We start from the raw sequence: 16,597 nt of genomic DNA on the forward strand, positions 1-16,597 counted from the left end.
GCCAGCTGCACCCCGGCGCCGCTGGAACTCATGGCAAACCAGCAATCCTCAAACGCCAACGGCCCGGACAAGCCGGGCCGTTGGACGATGCCGCGTTTGGCGTCAGCCGATCAGGCGAACGGGTCCTGCAGCACCATCGTGTGGTCACGATCCGGGCCGGTGGAGACGATGCTGATCGGGCAACCGGCCAGTTCTTCCAGCGCGCGCAGGTAGGCACGTGCGGCCACCGGCAGCTTGTCCCACTCGGTGATGCCATGGGTGTTCTCGGTCCAGCCCGGGAACTCCAGGTACACCGGGGTGCACTCCTCCCAGCCCTGCGCGTCCAGCGGGGCGTATTCGGTGCGCTTGCCGCGGTATTCGTAGGCGATGCAGACCTTGAGCTTTTCCATGCCGTCGAGCACGTCGAGCTTGGTGATGCACAGGCCGGAGATGCCGTTGATGGCCACCGCACGCTTGAGCGCGACGATGTCCATCCAGCCGCAGCGACGCGGGCGGCCGGTGGAGGCGCCGTACTCGGCGCCGCGGTCGCGGATGCCCTGGCCCACTTCGTCGTCCAGCTCGGTCGGGAACGGGCCGCCGCCCACGCGCGTGGCATAGGCCTTGGCGATGCCCAGCACGTAGTCGATGGCGTCGGCGCCCACGCCGGTCCCGGCCAGTGCGCCGCCGACGGTGGTGTTGGAGCTGGTGACGTACGGATAGGTGCCGTGGTCGATGTCCAGCAGCGCGCCCTGCGCGCCTTCGAACAGCACGCGTTTGCCCTGCTTGCGCAGGTCGTGCAGGATGCCGGCCACGTCCGACTTCATCGGCTGCACGTAGTCGCCAAAGGCCAGTGCCTCGTCGAAGGTCTTCTGGAAGTCCACCGCTTCCACGCCCAGGTACTTGGTCAGCACGAAGTTGTGGTAGTCCAGCGCGGTGCGCAGCAGCTCTTCCAGCTGCGGCGGGTAGTGCAGGTCGGCGATGCGGATACCGCGGCGGGCGACCTTGTCTTCGTACGCCGGGCCGATACCGCGGCCGGTGGTGCCGATGGCCTTGCCGCCGGCGGCCTTCTCGCGCGCCTGGTCCAGGGCGATGTGGTACGGCATGATCAGCGGCGCAGCCGGAGAGATCTTCAGGCGCGAGCGCACTTCCACGCCGGCGCCTTCAAGCTCGCTGATCTCCTTGATCAGCGCGGCCGGGGAGATCACCACGCCATTGCCGATCAGGCACAGCGCGTCGTCGCGCAGGATGCCGGACGGAATCAGGTGCAAGACGGTCTTCTTGCCATTGATGACGAGCGTGTGGCCGGCGTTGTGGCCACCCTGGAAGCGGACCACCGCACCGATCTCTTCGGTGAGCAGATCGACGATCTTGCCTTTGCCTTCATCGCCCCACTGGGCACCGAGCACGACAACTGACTGACCCATGACGGGTGAACTCCTGAGTTTTGCTGCGGCCATCGGGGCCGCGGGATGGGACCGGTTCACGGCTGGCGGCGTCGCCTGGCGCGCGGCTCCATCGGGGAGCCTTGCAGCGGCGCGTAAAGCCCTGACACGGAAAAAGCCGAACGAGGTGCCCTGTGTGAGCGTGCCCGGCCGGCTTTTGTGCATTATCCGGGTTTCCGGTGACGTGCACTACCCCCGGCGAACGGCGGATCGGGGGGCTCGTCGGATTGCCGCTGGCCATCGGTTGCGCGGTGCTCCGGGCGCTGCCGGTCCCTGGCCTGGGGAGCATCCCCATGGCGACAATCCCAATGCCCAACGTGGGTCGTAGGAGCACACCCGGGCGCGACAGGCATTACCGGTGAAGCAGTCGCGCCCCGGTGCGCTCCTACGCTGCCCGTTGCGGTCGGAATGGACCACCCACTCAGAGACGCACGATCCACAGCGCGATCGCGCCCAGCACCAGGGTCACACCGCCGATGGCACGCAGTTGGGCCGTGGGCAGGCTGAACAGCTGCTCGACCATCCGCTTCCAGGCGGCGGGCGCGGCGAACAGCAGCAGGCCTTCGATGACGGCGATCAGGCATAACGCGGACAGGAACTCGTGCATCAGCAACACCAGGACAACGTGGGAGCTGCAGTGTGCCCGGTTCGGCAGCCTGCCACGCCTCACCGTAGGAGCGCACCTGGGCGCGACTGGCATTGCCGGTAAAGCAGTCGCGCCCGGGTGCGCTCCTACGAGGATGCCGGGGTTTGGATGCGCATTAATCACCTCTCAAAGCCAGATTGCGTCCCAGAACGGGTAATCGCCCACGCGTCTGACCAGCCCGGCACGGAGGGGATTGGCGATGAGGTAGCGCGCGGCTGCGTGCAGGTCCTCGTCCTTGCGCAACGCGTGGTCGTGGTAGCTGCGACTCCAAACCGGTGCGTGATGCTGGCGCTGATCGTTCACTGCGCGCGCTGCACACGCTTTCATGCGTGAGACCGCGTTGGCCAACCCGGTGGTGCTTCCAAGCTGCAACAACCAATGCACATGATCCGGCATCAATACCCAGGCCAACAGCCTGGCGTCGGAGGGCGTTGCCGCGGTGAACGCGCGGCAGGCCGCTGCGGCCAGCAGAACATCTGCGAACACAGGGCGACGCTGCCATGTCGTGGTGGTCAGCAGGTAAGCGCTGTTGGGCGAAGACTGCCTGCCACGGCGCAGCGCGCGATGCCCGGGAGTGTCGATGTTGGCCATGGCGCGATGCTGACGGCCTTGGACCACGCGAGATATCGGCGGTTGCCGCGTTCTGCGCTAGGGATCCATGTGGCGGCTGACTGTCAAAGGCAATCAGCGGGGTCCGCCGGTAAGGCCCGTCGCGCCCGGGTGCGCTCCTACCGGGTCGAGTCTGGCCAACACGACGGGAGAGGCGCTCCAGGCAGCTGCGGACTCCGGACATGACCATCATCACCATCGCAGTCCACGAACGCCATCTGCCCGATCCATCGGCCCACACGCGCCACGCGTAGGAGCGCACCTGGGCGCGACGGGCACTACCGGTAAAGCGGTCGCGCCCGGGTGCGCTCCTACGGTGGGGGCGCGTCTGTCTGCCCGGCAGTGAGAGGCACATACGACAACGCCCGCGTTAGGCGGGCGTTGTCGTTTCAAGGCATAGCGATCAGCCAGCGATCAACGATCGCTCTTGAGGTATTGCAGGAACGGGTCGTTCTTGTCCAGCACCACCACGCCGTTGCCGTCGGTCATGGAGCCGCGGTACGCCTCCAGGCTGCGATAGAACGCGTAGAACGACGGATCCTTGGCACCGGCCTGGCCGTAGATGCGGGCGGCGTCGGCATCGCCTTCGCCGCGCAGCTTCTGCGCATCGCGCTCGGCGTCGGCCACGATCACGGTGGATTCGCGGTCGGCCTGGGCGCGGATGGTCAGGGCCTGCTCTTCGCCTTCGGCACGCAGCTTGCTGGCTTCCTGCTTGCGCTGGGCGCGCATGCGCTCGTAGACGTCGGTGATCACCTGGCTGTCAGTCGGCAGGTCGATCTGCTTGATGCGCAGGTCGGTGATCTGCATCCCTAAGCCCTTGATGGCGCCGTTGATGCCCTTGAGCTGGTTGGCGATCAATTCGCTGCGGTCGCCGGAGACCAGCTGCTGCAGGGTGCGCGAGTTGATCTGGTTGCGCAGCGAGTCGGTGATGATCGGGGCCAAGCGCGAATTGGCGACCGACTCCTCGCCACCGGTGGCGCGATAGAACGCCCGCACGTCGGAGATGTAGCCGATGGCGAAGAAATCCACGCTGACGTCTTTCTGCTCGGCGGTGAAGTAGCGCGCCGGGGCGGTGTCCAGCACCTGGAAGCGGCGATCGAACACGCGCACCGATTCCACCACCGGGATCTTGAAGTGCAGGCCGGGCTTGAGGTCGGCACGCACCACACGGCCCAGGTTGAGCACCATGGCGGTCTGGTCCTCGCGCACCACGAACACCGAGCCCATCAGGGTCAGCAACACGGCGACGATCAGGCCGATGACTAGCGAATTCTTCATTATTCGGTTCCCTCACGGCCGGTCGGGCGCGGGCCGCGCTCCGGATTGCGGATGCCCTCGCTGCCGCCACTGGTTTGCGGCGGATTCAACAGCACATCCTGCGGCACCATCGACGGCATGCCGCCGTTGCCCGTAGTGGCGCTGTTGCTGCCGGACTTGCTGGCGTCGGCCGGCAGCGGCACATAGATGACCTGGCGGCCATCGCTGCCGATCACCTTGCGGTTCTCCGACAGCACCTTCTGCACGGTTTCCAGCCACAGGCGCTTGCGCGTGACCTCGGGGGCGTTGGCGTACTGCTCCTGCAATAGCGTGAAGCGATCGGCGTCGCCCTCGGCCTTGGAGATCACCGCCTGCTTGTAGCCTTCGGCGCCGGTCCGGGTGCGCGCACCCTGGCCGCGTGCCTCGGGCACCACCTTGGCGGCGTAGGCCTGGGCTTCGTTGATCAGGCGCTCGCGCACCTGCTGGGCGCCGTTGACCTCGTCGAAGGCCGGCTTCACTTCTTCCGGCGGACGCGCGTCCGGCAGGGTCACACCGGTAACGGACAGACCCGTGTTGTAAGCATCCAGTGCCGCCTGCAGGCGGTCCTTGGAGGCGATAGCCAGCGGGCCGCGATTGTTGAGCACGGTATTGAGGTCGGAACGACCCACCTGCTCACGCACGGCGCTTTGCGCGGCCTGCTCCAGCACCAGATCGGCATTGCGCGAGCCGAACAGGTACTTGCGCGGGTCGCTGATCTGGTACTGCACGTTGAGCGAGACGTTGACGATGTTCTCGTCGCGGGTCAGCACCGGCACCTGGTTGCTGAAGGTCTTGATCTCGGTGGCGTTGACCTTGCGCACCGACTCGACCGGCCAGGGCAGCTTGAAGTTCGGGCCGGGCTGCAGGATGCGCGAGAACTGGCCGAAGCGCAGCACCACGCCGCGCTGCTGTTCGCCGATGAGCTGGAAGCTGGAGAACAGCACCATCAGCACCACCGCGACCAGGATCCAGCGCCCCACGCCACCATCGAACAGCTCTTTCAACGGGGCGGGCAGATTGCCCCAGCCACCACCGTTGCCACCGCCACGCGGGCCCCAGGACCTGCGACGGTTGGGGTCCGGGCCGTCTCCGCCCTTGTTGCCGGGTGTGTTCCAGGCCATGCACGCTCCATGATCGAGGGGCTGTGCGGGCCAGTCCCGCAGTGCCGCCGTGTTGTTGATTCGCTGATTCTACTAGATGGGGCAGACCGACCGTTTTGAAAGGCCCCAATTGGTGCGTCCCGGTTTAGCCGCTGGGGTGGATCGAGCCGATGGCCGGGTTCGCAGACGGGGAAGGACACGGTGTCAGCGCGATCTGGGGGCAAGCACCGGGCGCGCGTTCTGGAGTTGGCCAATGGGGATCACGCCGAGACTGGACGCGGACCCGGCCTGCGATGCGCTGCACGATGACGCCGACGACATCGTGCTGCTCGCTGACGCGTGGCCATTGTCAGTCGACCGATCCGGCGTCTGGCCTGGCTGGATAGCCCAGGGTCGCGGTCAGGCCAAGCAACCGCTGCGCTTTGCCGACCCCGGGTTGCGGCGCAGGATGCCGCCGATGGCAGGCGAGCATCGGTGTCCAAACGGCACCGGCGGCGCAGCTGACGTTGGCATCAGCGCTGAGGGGCATGCGGCTGGGGCGATGCTGCGCTGGCACAACGCAGTCCGGAACGCGTCCGCCAACCCTGCTCCCACCCTCGCCGCCGCACTCACGCCATCGGCGGTTCGTCTTTCTGGTTGAACACGCGCTCCATCACTTCCAGCAACTCGTCTTCGGAGAACGGCTTGGTGATGTAGGCGCGTGCACCCTGGCGCATGCCCCACATGCGATCGGTGTCCTGGTCCTTGGTGGTCACCAGGATCACCGGGATGTGCTGGGTGGTCGGCTCGCGCTTGAGCGTGCGGGTGGCCTGGAAGCCGTTGAGGTTGGGCATCACCACATCCATCAACACCAGATCCGGCAGCGAAGACTTGGCCGCTTCCACGCCGGCGGCACCATCGGTTGCAGTGATGGTCTCGTGCCCCAGCTTCTCGACGATGCGCTGAATCCCCAGCAGCTGCGACGGCGAGTCGTCGACGATCAGAATGCGTGCCATGTGTTTCCCCTAGTATGCGCGGCGAGTGTAGTGCGCCGGCCGCGCTTGCGGTAGCTGGGCCAGGCGGTGCGCCCGGCGATGCCGTTACGAGGCGTGATCCGGTGGCGCGGCGCGATCGCCTCAGCCAACACTTACTACGTTGGACAGGACGCAGCTGGATGCAACAACGTCGCAGAAAGCCGCTCGCCGACGTATTACGTGCATGCTGCCCTGCCCTCAATCCCTCATCGTTACGAGGGGGACGAAGGCTCCCTTCTCCCATCGGGAGAAGGGGAAGCGCAGCGCCGGATGAGGGGACGGCGGCGATTCAACCGCGCAGATCGACGTTCACTGGCGCACCACCTGCCTGCCGAACCCTCATCCATTTTCCGCGTCACGCCACGCCGCCTACACCGACTCGCCGAACGCCTTGGCCAGGTTGCGGTAGGCCTTCTTCTGCGCATCGTCGGTGGGGGCCGGGGCCAGGATCTCCAGCTCCACGATCTGGTCGCCCGGGGTGGCGCCCGGCAGGCCGCGGCCGCGCAGGCGCAGCTTGCGGCCGGCGTCGGAGTCGGCCGGCACCTTCAATTCCACCGCCCCGCCCAGGGTCGGCACGCTGATCGTGGTGCCCAGTGCCGCCTGCCAGGGCATGACCTGCAAGGTGTACAGGATGTTGCGCCCGTCCACCTCGAACTGCGGGTGCGCGGCGTATTCGATCTCCAGCAGCAGGTTGCCGCCGCCATTGCCCTGCCCGCTCAGGCGGATCACCTGTCCAGGCTGCACACCCTTGGGCACGCGCACGTCCAGCTGCTTGCCGTTGATGGTGATGCGCACGCTGTCGCCCGCATACACCGCTTCCAACGGCACCGCCAGCTTGGCGCGGGTATCGCCGCGCGCCTGCGGCCCTGCGCCGGCACCAGCCCCCGGGCCGCGCGGACGGCCGCCGCGCTGGCCGGCAAACAGGCTTTCGAAGAAATCGCTGAAGCCGCCACCGGCGCCGCCATTGCCGAACACTTCCTCGAAGTCGTAGCCCTGCCCGCCGCCGTAGCTGGGCGGGGCCTGGAACTCGTCGCCCGGGCGGAAGCCCTGTGCCTTGAGCTGGTCGTAGGCCTTGCGCTTGGCCGGGTCGCGCAGCGCCTCGTAGGCTTCGTTGATGGCCTTGAACTTGTCTTCGGCGCCGGCTTCCTTGCTGACGTCGGGGTGGTACTTGCGCGCGAGCCGGCGGTAGGCGGTCTTGATCTCCGCATCGCCTGCGCTGGGCTCCACGCCCAGCGTTGCGTAGTAATCCTTGAATTCCATCTAATCACCTCTGAAAAAAACGGCCCGCAGCCGAGGCCACGAGCCAGTCATATCGCAGCCGGGCGGGCAACCGCACCTATTCTACGGTGCGGTTGCCGCCGGGAAGCGAAGCAGGCCGCTTCGCTCCAGGTTTTGCGGCCTTACTGCACGGTGCCGCCGCTGGTGTCCTGGCCGGTGCCGACCTGGATGCGGCGCGGGGTGGCCGCCGGGCGCTTGGGGATGCGGATTTCCAGCACGCCGTTATGGCCGGCGGCGGTGATGCCGTCGGGGTCGGCACTGTCGGGCAGCGCGAAGCGGCGGTGGAAGCTGCCGTAACGGCGCTCGATGCGCGAGAAACGCTCGGTCTCGGTGCTGGACTCGCTGTTGCGCTCGCCCTTGATCGACAGGATGCCCTTGTCCATCTGCACCTCGATCTGGCGGGGGTCGATGCCCGGCAGGTCGGCATACAGCACGAAGTGGTTGGGCTCTTCCTTGATGTCCACGCGTGGCACCCACTGCGCGGTCACCACCGCCGATTCGTCGGTGTCGCCGTTGTGCTCGAAGAAACGGTCGAACACGTGCTTGATCTCGTTTTGCAGCGCGTGGGTGGGCCACTGGGGATAACGAACGATGTTCATTGCGAGCCTCCAAAAGGTTGGGTGAGGGGCCGGCTGCCGCGGCGTGCGCACGTTGCGCCGGCCATGTGCGTCAGATAGGCGTGCGGCTGCGGATTTCAAGCGCGTTGACGCGCTTTTCCCCTGCCCCTTTCTAGAATTCGTTCAGCCACAGGAGCCCGCCCCATGACCATCCACGTTGGTGACCGCATTCCCGAAGTCGTGCTCAAGCGCCTGCGTGAGGGCATCGAGGCGGTCGACACCCACAGCCTGTTCGCGGGGCGCAAGGTGCTGCTGTTCGCGGTACCGGGCGCCTTCACCCCGACCTGCTCGGCCAAGCACCTGCCCGGCTATGTGGAGCATTTCGATGAATTCCGTAAACGCGGCATCGAAGTGCTGTGCACCGCGGTCAACGACCCGTTCGTGATGCAGGCCTGGGGCCGCAGCCAGCTGATTCCCGACGGCCTGCACCTGCTGCCCGACGGCAACGCCGAACTGGCCCGCGCGCTGGGCCTGGAGATCGACGCCAGCGGCTCGGGCATGGGCCTGCGCTCGCGCCGCTACGCGCTGTATGCCGACGATGCCGTGGTCAAGGCCTTGTTTGTCGAAGAACCTGGCGAATTCAAGGTGTCTGCCGCCGATTACGTGCTGCAGCACCTGCCCGATTGATGCATTGATTCCCCCCGTCCACTCAGAAGGAAACCGGCCAGCCATGTCTACCCAGCCAGCCAAGCAACTCCCCGGCATCACCGATACCGCCACCTTGCGCAACCGCGCACGCCAGAGCATCGAAGACGGTGCCATCACCGAGAGCTACCACGCCGACCGCGAGGCGGTGATCGACCTGCTCAACACCGCACTGGCCACCGAGTACGTGTGCACCCTGCGCTACTACCGCCACTACTTCATGGCCAAGGGCATGCTTGCCGACGCGGTCAAGGGCGAGTTCCTGGAGCATGCGCAGCAGGAACAGGAACACGCCCACAAGCTTGCCGAGCGCATCGTGCAACTGGGCGGCGAACCGGACCTCAACCCGGACACGCTGACCAAGCGCTCGCATGCCGAATACAAGGAAGGCACCGACCTGCGCGACATGGTCAGGGAGAACCTGATCGCCGAACGCATCGCCATCGACAGCTATCGCGAAATGATCGATTTCATCGGCGACAAGGACACCACCACCAAGCGCATCCTGGAAAGCATTCTGGCCCAGGAAGAAGAGCATGCCGACGAGTTTGCGGACCTGCTGGAAGGCTGGATCGGCGAGTGAGTTGAGCGAGCCGCGTGATTGCAACGTAGCGATGCGTTGCGATCGATGGTGGCGTCGCATCGACAACGACATCGACGTCGACGTCGACGTCGACGTCGAAGACAAGTCGAAGTCGAAGTCGACTCGATGATGCAACAGACAGGGCGCCTAGAGCGCCCTGTCTGTTTTCGTGCCGCCCAAGCGCCGCGTAGGAGCGCACCCGGGCGCGATGGGGCGTTACCGGGAATGCCCCGTCGCGCCCGGGTACGCTCCTACGGGGGTGCCGGCCACCGCACATGCCCGTTACCGATCCGGTCAGCGCAATACGCGAAAGCGCAGCTGTGTCCAGGCACCGTCGCTGGCCATTGCGGTGAGCGTATGCGTGCCGACTTCCGCGAAATCGCGCTGAAATCCCTGGCGTCCGTTGGTCTGTGCGATCCAGCGGCCGTCCAGCAACCAGTCGATGCGCGCGTCGCTGCCCAGCGCACGCAGGTGCAGGCGCACCGGGCGCGATGCGGCGTTGGCACGCGCCAGCGTGGTGCGATCGCTCAGCCCGTCGATCCGCAGCACGCCGCCACCGGTCATGCGTCCATCCGGCAGACAGTCCGCGGCCAGTGGCGGCAATTGCGCGGCCTTGCGCTCGGCCGCACTGAGCCAGGGCGACACCAACGCCGGCCAGCGTGCCACGGCCTGCGGCACGCGCTGATGCGGCTGGCTGCACTCCTGCGACAACCGCTGCCCGCTGCGGGCATCCACGTCGAAATGCAGCTGCCGGCCGTGCCATAGCCGCGCATCGCGTTCGGCAAAGGTGGGCGGTACGGCGCCATCGAGCACGTAGGCGTCGGCGCGGCGTGCGCATTGCGCCGGTGGTGTCTGATCGGCCGTGCCGCCGAGCGGCCAGCAGATGGCCAGCGCCTGCACCGTGGGCGGCATCGGCACCGGCGCGCTGTCGCCGGCGCTGCGGGGCAAGGCGTCGATGACTTCGAACATCAACGGCAACGCGGTGACGGCGCCGTACTGGCCGGGCAGCGGCGTGCCGTCCGGCCGCCCCACCCACACCCCGACCGTGTAGCGGCGCGTGCCGCCGATCGCCCACGCATCGCGGTAGCCGTAGCTGGTGCCGGTCTTCCAGGCCACGCCCGGGCGCGCAGTGGTGTCGAAGGTCCCGCCGCCATACCCGGGGCGCGGATTGCTCTGCAGGATCTCGCGCACGATCCAGGCCGCGCCCGGCGACATCAGCCGGCGCTCGATGCGCGGATCGTCCGGCGTATAGCGCACGCGCCCGGCGATGCCGCCGCGATTGAGCGCCGCAAAGGCACCGACCAACTCCTGCAGCTGCGCACCGGTGCCGCCCAATATCAATGCAAGCGACGGCGTGCTGCCATGTGCGAAACGCAGGCCGATACCGGCATTGGACAGCCGCGCGGCAAACCGCGCCGGGCCGATCCGGTCGAGCAGATCCACCGCCGGCACGTTCAACGACAACCGCAACGCCGTCGCCGCGCTCACCGGGCCATTGAAGGCCGCATCGAAATTGCCGGGCCGGTAGCTGCCAAAGCTCTGCGGGGCATCCACCAACAGGCTTTCGGAATGGATCACCCCATCGTCCAGGGCCATGCCATACAGGAACGGCTTGAGGGTGGACCCGGGCGAGCGCCAGGCCTGCACCATGTCCACATGCCCCAGCCGCTTGCGGTCGCCGAAGCTGGCCGAACCCACATACGCGCGCGCTTCCATGCTGGCGTTGTCCACCACCAGCAAGGCGGCCGAGGTGCGCTCGGGCAGCTGCGAGAAATAGGTGGCCACGCGCTCCTCCAGGGTGCGCTGCAGTTCGACATCCAGCGTCGTGACGATGCGCGCTGCACGCGGTTGCGCGCCGTGCAGCCGCTGCGCGAGCAAGGCCGCATGCAATGGCGGTGTGAGCGAGCGCGTCACCACCGGCTCGATCCGCGCATCGTCCACCTGCGCGCGCGACCACACCCCCAGCTCCACCATGCGATCGAGCACCTTGTCGCGCGCGCGTTGCGCGGCCTCGGGATGGCGATCCGGGCGCAGGCGGCTGGGCGATTGCGGCAATACCGCCAGCAATGCGGCTTCGGCCTGCGACAAGGCCTTGGCCGGCTTGCCCAGATACGCCCAGCTGGCCGCTTCCACGCCTTCGATGGTCCCGCCGTAGGGCGCGCGCTCCAGGTACAGCGTCAGAATCTCGCGCTTGCTCAGGTGCGCTTCCAGCTGCAGCGCGCGCAACAACTGCTTGGCCTTGCCCCAAGGTGTGCGCGTGTGCGGGTCCAGGATGCGCGCCACCTGCATGGTCAGCGTCGAACCGCCGGAGACGATGCGCCCCTGCCCGATCCACTGCCCGCCGGCGCGCAGCAGGCCCCACGGATTGACCCCGGGATGGCGCCAGAACCAACGGTCCTCGTAGTTCAGCAACGCCTGCAGGTACAGCGGCGACACACTCTGAGGGCTGGCCGGATAACGCCACACCCCGTTGCGGTCGGCGAACGCGCGCAGCGGCGTGCCATCGCGTGCCACCACCAGCGTGGAGGTGTCGCGCGACTTGGGCAGTGGCAGTGGGAAGGCCAGGTCCAGCAGCAACACGGCAGACAGCAGTGCTACAGCGCCCCAGCGTAGCCCTGTCAGCCAGCGGCGGCCATGCCGGGCCACACCATCGTCGCCAGCGGCGCGTTCCTGCGTCCGGTCGGTCCTTGCCTGCACGTGCTGCTGCTCATCCATCCTGCCAAGGATGCAGGGCAAAACGCATTTCGGCCACTATCGCGCGGCATGCAGACGTCCTTGCGTGCAAACAGCGGGTGACTATACCGCTGGCGGCGACATCGGCGCAGCGTCCGGGGTTGATGTGGCGCGACCAGATCCGGTTCGCATCGCGCGCCAGCTGCCTGCCGCAATGCAATGGGCGGCCTACTGCTGCTCCAGCGCGGCGCGATAACGCAGCAAGGCTTCCGGCGCGTCGGTCTGGATGATCGACACGCCATCGCGGTACAGGCGGCCCCAGACCTTGTCCGGGTCGCGCACCGCATCGGCGTCGCCACCGTAGCCGGCAATGAAGCCGTCCCACAACGAGTTGACCATCAGCCGCACCCTGTGCGCCTTGCTCACTGCAACCAACGCCGGCAACTGGGCTGGCGACATCCTGGGCAGCTCGAACGCAGCCGGATGTGCGTTGCGTGTCTGCGCAGTGGCAATCGCCGCCAGATCGGCAGTGCCATGTGCGTTGATCAGGATCGGGAAGAAATAGACCTTGTCGAACGGCAGCATCGCGGCCAGTGGCGGCGTGGCGATGCCGGCTTCGGCCTTGACGATCACCTGGTGCTGCATGCCGGCACGGGCAACCGCATCGACCACCTGCACGTAGATCGCGTCCTTGACGTCCAGGTTGAGCAGGATGTGGCCCTTGGAGGCGGCCAGCATCTGCTCCAGCGTGACCACGCGTTGGTCGGTCAGCGGCGCCTGCGCGCCACCTTCGTCGCTGCGCAGCCGCAATTTTTGCAGGTCGGCCAGGGTCAGCTCTGACAGCTTGCCGGTGCCGTCGGTGGTGCGGTCCACGGTGGCGTCGTGCAGCATCACCAGGGTGCCATCGGCGGCGCGGCGCACGTCGGTCTCCATCACGTCGGCGCCGATGGCGATGCAGCGCTCCAGTGCGGCCAGCGAATTCTCCGGTGCGCTGTCCTTGAAACCATGCTCCGGTGCCGGTGCATGGCAGCCGCGATGGGCCACCACCACGATACCGCCGCCGGGATTGGTCAGCCGGGCCTGGATCGCGGCGACGCCGCCAGGTGCTGCGCTGGCAGGGTTGGCAAGTGCCGCGCCCAGCATGGCCGCGACGGCGGCGACAGAACGTAAGGTCATCGAACAACTCCGCTTGTAGGATTAACAGAATGACTGCGCTTTTTTGTCAGGAGGGCGCGGCAGGCAGAGACGGTGCGAGATCTGCCATGCACAGATCTCGCTTGCTCCACGTTGCCCGTACGCTACCGACGTCCGCGCCGCAGTACGTTCGCCGCGCCTAGAGCGTCGGCGTAAAACGCAGGCCGAACCAGTAGGTCGTAGGCACCGAATAACTGTCCTTGAGCAGGTTCTGCCCGGGACCGGTGACGCTGGTGATGCGGCTGTGGGTGAGGTTGCTGACCTGGCCGATCAGGCTGAGCTGCTTGCTGATGGCATAGGTGGCGGTGAAATCCAGCTGCGAACGCGGCGACCAGTACAGATCCTGCCAGTCGATGTTGCTGACGATGGCGCGCAAGGCCTTGCCCTGGCGATTGTAGGCCGCACGCAGCTCTAGCCCGCCGGTGTTGTAGAACAGCGTGGCATTAGCGGTGTAGTCCGGCTGGCCGACCAGGTTGTCGAGCTTGCGCTCGCGCTGGCGCACGTTGCTGCCGCTGCCGACGCTGTAGGGCACATCCAGGCTGCCATCGAGCACCGCAACATTCGCGCTGAAACCGACCCCGCTCAGCCATGGTGCAATCGGCGCCAGGGTGTTGACGATGCCGTTGAATTCCACACCGCGGATGCGCGCCTTGGCAGCATTGGCCGGCGTGCTGATCAGCGCGTTGGCATAGGTGGTGCCGTCGAAGCTGAAGCTGTCGGTGCGCGAGAGCGTAAAGATCTCGTCCTGGATGCGCTTGTCGAACACGGCCGCGGACGCGAACGCGTCGAAATCGCCGGGCAGGCGCCATTCCAGCGACAGATCCAGGTTATTGGACACGCGCGGCTTGATGTCCGGGTTGCCGATGGTGACGGTGACGCCTTGCGCATTCGGGTTGCCGGCATCGGCGGTGTTGACGAAGCCGATCGAAGTGCGCGCCGCATACGCATCGTATGGCGGGCGGCCGAGCGTGCGGCTTGCGCCGGCGCGCAAGTCCAATGCATCGCTCAGGTGGTAGGTCATGATGGCCGAGGGCAGCAGATAATCGTAGTCCGCGTTGGTCGGGTTATCGATATACACATAGCGGTTGGTCGCCGTATCCAGCTGGCGCTGGCGGCCGACCGTGTTGAGCCTGGTGCTGTCGAAATGCAGGCCGCCCTGCACGTTGAAACGTTCGCTGCGATAGCTGACCAGCCCATAGCTGCCGACGGTCTTTTCGGTATGGGTGAAGTTGTCCTGGTTGCTGAAGGCCTGCTGGTCGGTGCTGTTAAACGCGCTCAGCGGCGTGGCAGCCAACGCGCGATTGGCCTTGTCGGGATCGATGGTGATCAGGTTCAGGCCGGCATAGCGCATCGGCGCCCGGCCGGTGCCCGCCACATCGGCCAGGCCCAACGCCGGCGCACTGGTATTGGGCTGGTACTCGACGCGATAGATATCGTAGGACGGTTTATCGGTGGTATACGACACGCCTGCCGCAAAGCCGATGCCCTGGTCGCTCTCGCCCTGGTTGAACCCATAGTCGAGCCGGCCGGTGAGAATGCGGTCGGCGGCGGTGCGTTTGTAGTCCGGGCGCCAGTACGACAGGCTGTAGTTGCCCAGATCGTTATAGGCCTGCGGCGACACGCCGAAGCGCTGGTCGAAGCCGGAGGTGTCGTAGTTGAACGCGTAATCGGGCGTGGCATTGACGGTCACGCCGCTGCCGGTCTGGCCCACCGGTACCGGCGCGGCGCGGGTGATGCCGGTGGCGTACTTGATCATGCGGATCGGCTCGTCGTAGGTCGCATCCGACCACGCCCCGCGCGCGGAGAACTGCTGCCGGTCGGTGGGCCGCCAGATCGTGCCCAGTTGCGCGACCTTGGTGCGCGTGGTGACGATCTGGTTCGAGTAGCCCACTTCGATATCGCCACCGGGGTAGCTGCCGGAGGTGGCGGTCTGGTTGAACACCTGGCCACGGTTGCGCGGGTCGATGATGACCTCGTTGCGCTCCATGTTGTCCTTGAAATAGTAATAGCCCGCCATGGCATAGGCCTCGAGCGCGGCACTGGGATGCACCTCGAACTTGCCGGTGACACCGTAACGGTCGCGCTGGTTCTGCACGTACCAGTACTTGTCCTGCTGCGGCACCGCCCAGCCATTGCCGAGATTGGCGCCGGTCTGCAGCACGCCGGTGTTGTCGTAGAACCCGTAATGCACCGTGTCGGTGGTCATGTGGGTTTCGGTGTAACTGCTCAGCGTCTGGTAGTTGGCCGACAGCGTAAAACCGTACTGCTGCTCGCTGCCGAAGGTGCGGCTGCCGGTGGCGTTCAAACGATAGCCGGGGTCGTCCTGATCACGCGGCTTGCCGACATCGTTGGCGTGGCCGAGTGCGGCTTCGGCGCTGAAGAACGGCTTGCCACCGTTTTCGAATGCGCTGCGTGTCTTGAGGTTGATCGCCCCGCCGGTCGCATTGGGATCCAGGTCGGGCGTGAAGGTCTTGACCACCTGCAACTCGCTGACCATCGATGCCGGCAGCAGATCCAGCCGCACGCCGCGGGTGATCGAGCCGAGCGTGCCGTTTGGCGTGCCGGGCGAGGCGATGGTCAGCCCGTCGATGGTGACGTTGTTGTAGGACGGGCCCAGGCCGCGCAGCACCGGTGTGGCAGCCTCGTCGCGCGGATGCTCGTTGTCGGTGGCCGGCAATACCGACAGGCCGGGCACGCGGCGCAGTGCTTCGACGATGGTGCTGTCGGGCAAGGCGCGCACATCGGTGGCGCTGATCACATCGGTGATGTTGGTCGCCGCGCGCTTGCTTTCCACCGCGGCGGCATTGGCACGGCGCACGCCGGTGACCTGCATGGCGTCGAGCGTTTGCACGCCGGTTTTGCTGGTGGTGGCCGGTGCGTCGGGGTCGGCTGCATCGCCTTGCGACGCTACTGGCGATGTAGCCGATGCAGGGTCTATCGATGCAGCGTCTGTGGAATCTGCAGATGCCTCTACTGACAACGCAGAGCGTTGCTTTGCAGCCGCAACGTCAGCATCGGGCGTGGCAGCCTTGTCATTATTGGCTGTCGCTTCGGACGTGGTTGCCTCTTCATTATTCGCTATAGCTGCGCTCGTTAATGGGCTCGCGGTTGCGCCCCTCGCCGTAGAAGACGCCTCAGCTGAGGCGTCGGCTGGAATCGCCGCACGCTCGCTTGCGTAGGCCTGCAAAGCAGGCGAACAGGCCGCAATGGCCACGGCGAGAACGGACAGGGGCAAACGGTACGAATCGGAGCGCTGCATGGAATCCCGGGATCGCGCAGCAAGGACGCCGCGCCGATGAGAAAGCACGCCACCGTAGCCAGCAAAAATGACCCTTGCGTGTCGCTGGCATCGCATCGAAAAGACAGTGCGCAACGATGTCGCTGGATGCGAAGCAGGCAGTTAGCAGTTCGCGAAAACCTTCTGCGTGACGCGGGAAAGCCCCTCCCCCACCGGGAGAGGGGTTGGGGTGAGGGTACGGGGGAAGCCACCCGGCAGTGAATGACATGAGGCTTCGCACGTAC

At 66.4% G+C, this 16,597-nt stretch carries 14 protein-coding genes; 3 read left to right on the forward strand and 11 right to left on the reverse strand.

The window, feature by feature from the left end:
• Window positions 1-110 precede the first annotated feature (110 nt).
• The 5 genes from EO139_RS15515 to hflK form a co-directional block, all read right to left on the reverse strand.
• Window positions 111-1,403, reverse strand: a complete 1,293-nt coding sequence (locus EO139_RS15515; protein ID WP_024938603.1) for an adenylosuccinate synthase — start codon at window positions 1,401-1,403, stop codon at window positions 111-113.
• A 439-nt stretch (window positions 1,404-1,842) separates the two neighbouring features.
• On the reverse strand, window positions 1,843-2,028 hold the full coding sequence (locus EO139_RS15520; RefSeq protein ID WP_126971386.1) for a DUF2065 family protein: 186 nt from the start codon (window positions 2,026-2,028) through the stop codon (window positions 1,843-1,845).
• A gap of 165 nt (window positions 2,029-2,193) precedes the next feature.
• Entirely contained in the window at window positions 2,194-2,658 is a 465-nt protein-coding gene (locus EO139_RS15525; RefSeq protein ID WP_126971388.1) for a transposase, read from the reverse strand.
• A 432-nt stretch (window positions 2,659-3,090) separates the two neighbouring features.
• Complete coding sequence (locus EO139_RS15530) at window positions 3,091-3,954, reverse strand: protease modulator HflC (RefSeq protein WP_039523939.1); 864 nt, start codon at window positions 3,952-3,954, stop codon at window positions 3,091-3,093.
• Window positions 3,954-5,093 (reverse strand): FtsH protease activity modulator HflK, encoded by a 1,140-nt coding sequence (gene hflK / locus EO139_RS15535; RefSeq protein WP_126971390.1) that lies wholly within the window; start codon window positions 5,091-5,093, stop codon window positions 3,954-3,956. The genes EO139_RS15530 and hflK overlap by 1 nt, the downstream gene beginning before the upstream one ends.
• 232 nt (window positions 5,094-5,325) lie before the next feature.
• Here hflK and EO139_RS15540 point away from each other — a divergent pair, with 232 nt between their 5' ends.
• Window positions 5,326-5,712, forward strand: a complete 387-nt coding sequence (locus tag EO139_RS15540; RefSeq protein ID WP_126971392.1) for a hypothetical protein — start codon at window positions 5,326-5,328, stop codon at window positions 5,710-5,712.
• On the opposite strand, the gene pilH is transcribed toward EO139_RS15540, so the two are convergent.
• The 3 genes from pilH to EO139_RS15555 form a co-directional block, all read right to left on the reverse strand.
• Window positions 5,681-6,067, reverse strand: a complete 387-nt coding sequence (pilH, locus tag EO139_RS15545) for a twitching motility response regulator PilH (protein ID WP_115676308.1) — start codon at window positions 6,065-6,067, stop codon at window positions 5,681-5,683. The genes EO139_RS15540 and pilH overlap by 32 nt on opposite strands.
• Window positions 6,068-6,454: 387 nt before the next feature.
• A complete protein-coding gene (locus EO139_RS15550) occupies window positions 6,455-7,345 on the reverse strand; it encodes a DnaJ C-terminal domain-containing protein (protein ID WP_115676307.1) in 891 nt (296 codons plus the stop codon).
• A 140-nt stretch (window positions 7,346-7,485) separates the two neighbouring features.
• Window positions 7,486-7,962 carry an Hsp20/alpha crystallin family protein gene (locus tag EO139_RS15555; RefSeq protein ID WP_126971394.1) on the reverse strand — a complete coding sequence of 159 codons (477 nt, stop codon included), beginning with the start codon at window positions 7,960-7,962 and terminating at the stop codon, window positions 7,486-7,488.
• A gap of 162 nt (window positions 7,963-8,124) precedes the next feature.
• On the opposite strand from EO139_RS15555, the gene EO139_RS15560 reads away from it, so the two are divergent.
• Together EO139_RS15560 and EO139_RS15565 are read left to right on the forward strand one after the other, a co-directional pair.
• Entirely contained in the window at window positions 8,125-8,607 is a 483-nt protein-coding gene (locus EO139_RS15560; RefSeq protein ID WP_104582349.1) for a peroxiredoxin, read from the forward strand.
• Window positions 8,608-8,650: 43 nt separating this feature from the next.
• On the forward strand, window positions 8,651-9,208 hold the full coding sequence (locus EO139_RS15565) for a ferritin-like domain-containing protein (RefSeq protein WP_104582348.1): 558 nt from the start codon (window positions 8,651-8,653) through the stop codon (window positions 9,206-9,208).
• 294 nt (window positions 9,209-9,502) lie between these two features.
• Here the strand turns inward: EO139_RS15565 and pbpC are convergent, their stop codons facing one another.
• The 3 genes from pbpC to EO139_RS15580 all read right to left on the reverse strand — a co-directional run bounded on the left by pbpC (window position 9,503) and on the right by EO139_RS15580 (window position 16,334).
• Window positions 9,503-11,854 (reverse strand): penicillin-binding protein 1C, encoded by a 2,352-nt coding sequence (gene pbpC, locus EO139_RS15570; protein ID WP_343136468.1) that lies wholly within the window; start codon window positions 11,852-11,854, stop codon window positions 9,503-9,505.
• Window positions 11,855-12,109: 255 nt separating this feature from the next.
• The gene (locus EO139_RS15575; protein ID WP_164739878.1) at window positions 12,110-13,057 is read right to left on the reverse strand and encodes a glycerophosphodiester phosphodiesterase family protein; all 948 of its coding nucleotides are present in this window, start codon (window positions 13,055-13,057) and stop codon (window positions 12,110-12,112) included.
• Between the two features lie 157 nt (window positions 13,058-13,214).
• Entirely contained in the window at window positions 13,215-16,334 is a 3,120-nt protein-coding gene (locus EO139_RS15580; RefSeq protein ID WP_126971398.1) for a TonB-dependent receptor, read from the reverse strand.
• Between the last annotated feature and the right edge of the window lie 263 nt (window positions 16,335-16,597).

Source organism: Xanthomonas sp. BRIP62411 (assembly GCF_003993525.1).
GTDB lineage: Bacteria > Pseudomonadota > Gammaproteobacteria > Xanthomonadales > Xanthomonadaceae > Xanthomonas > Xanthomonas euroxanthea.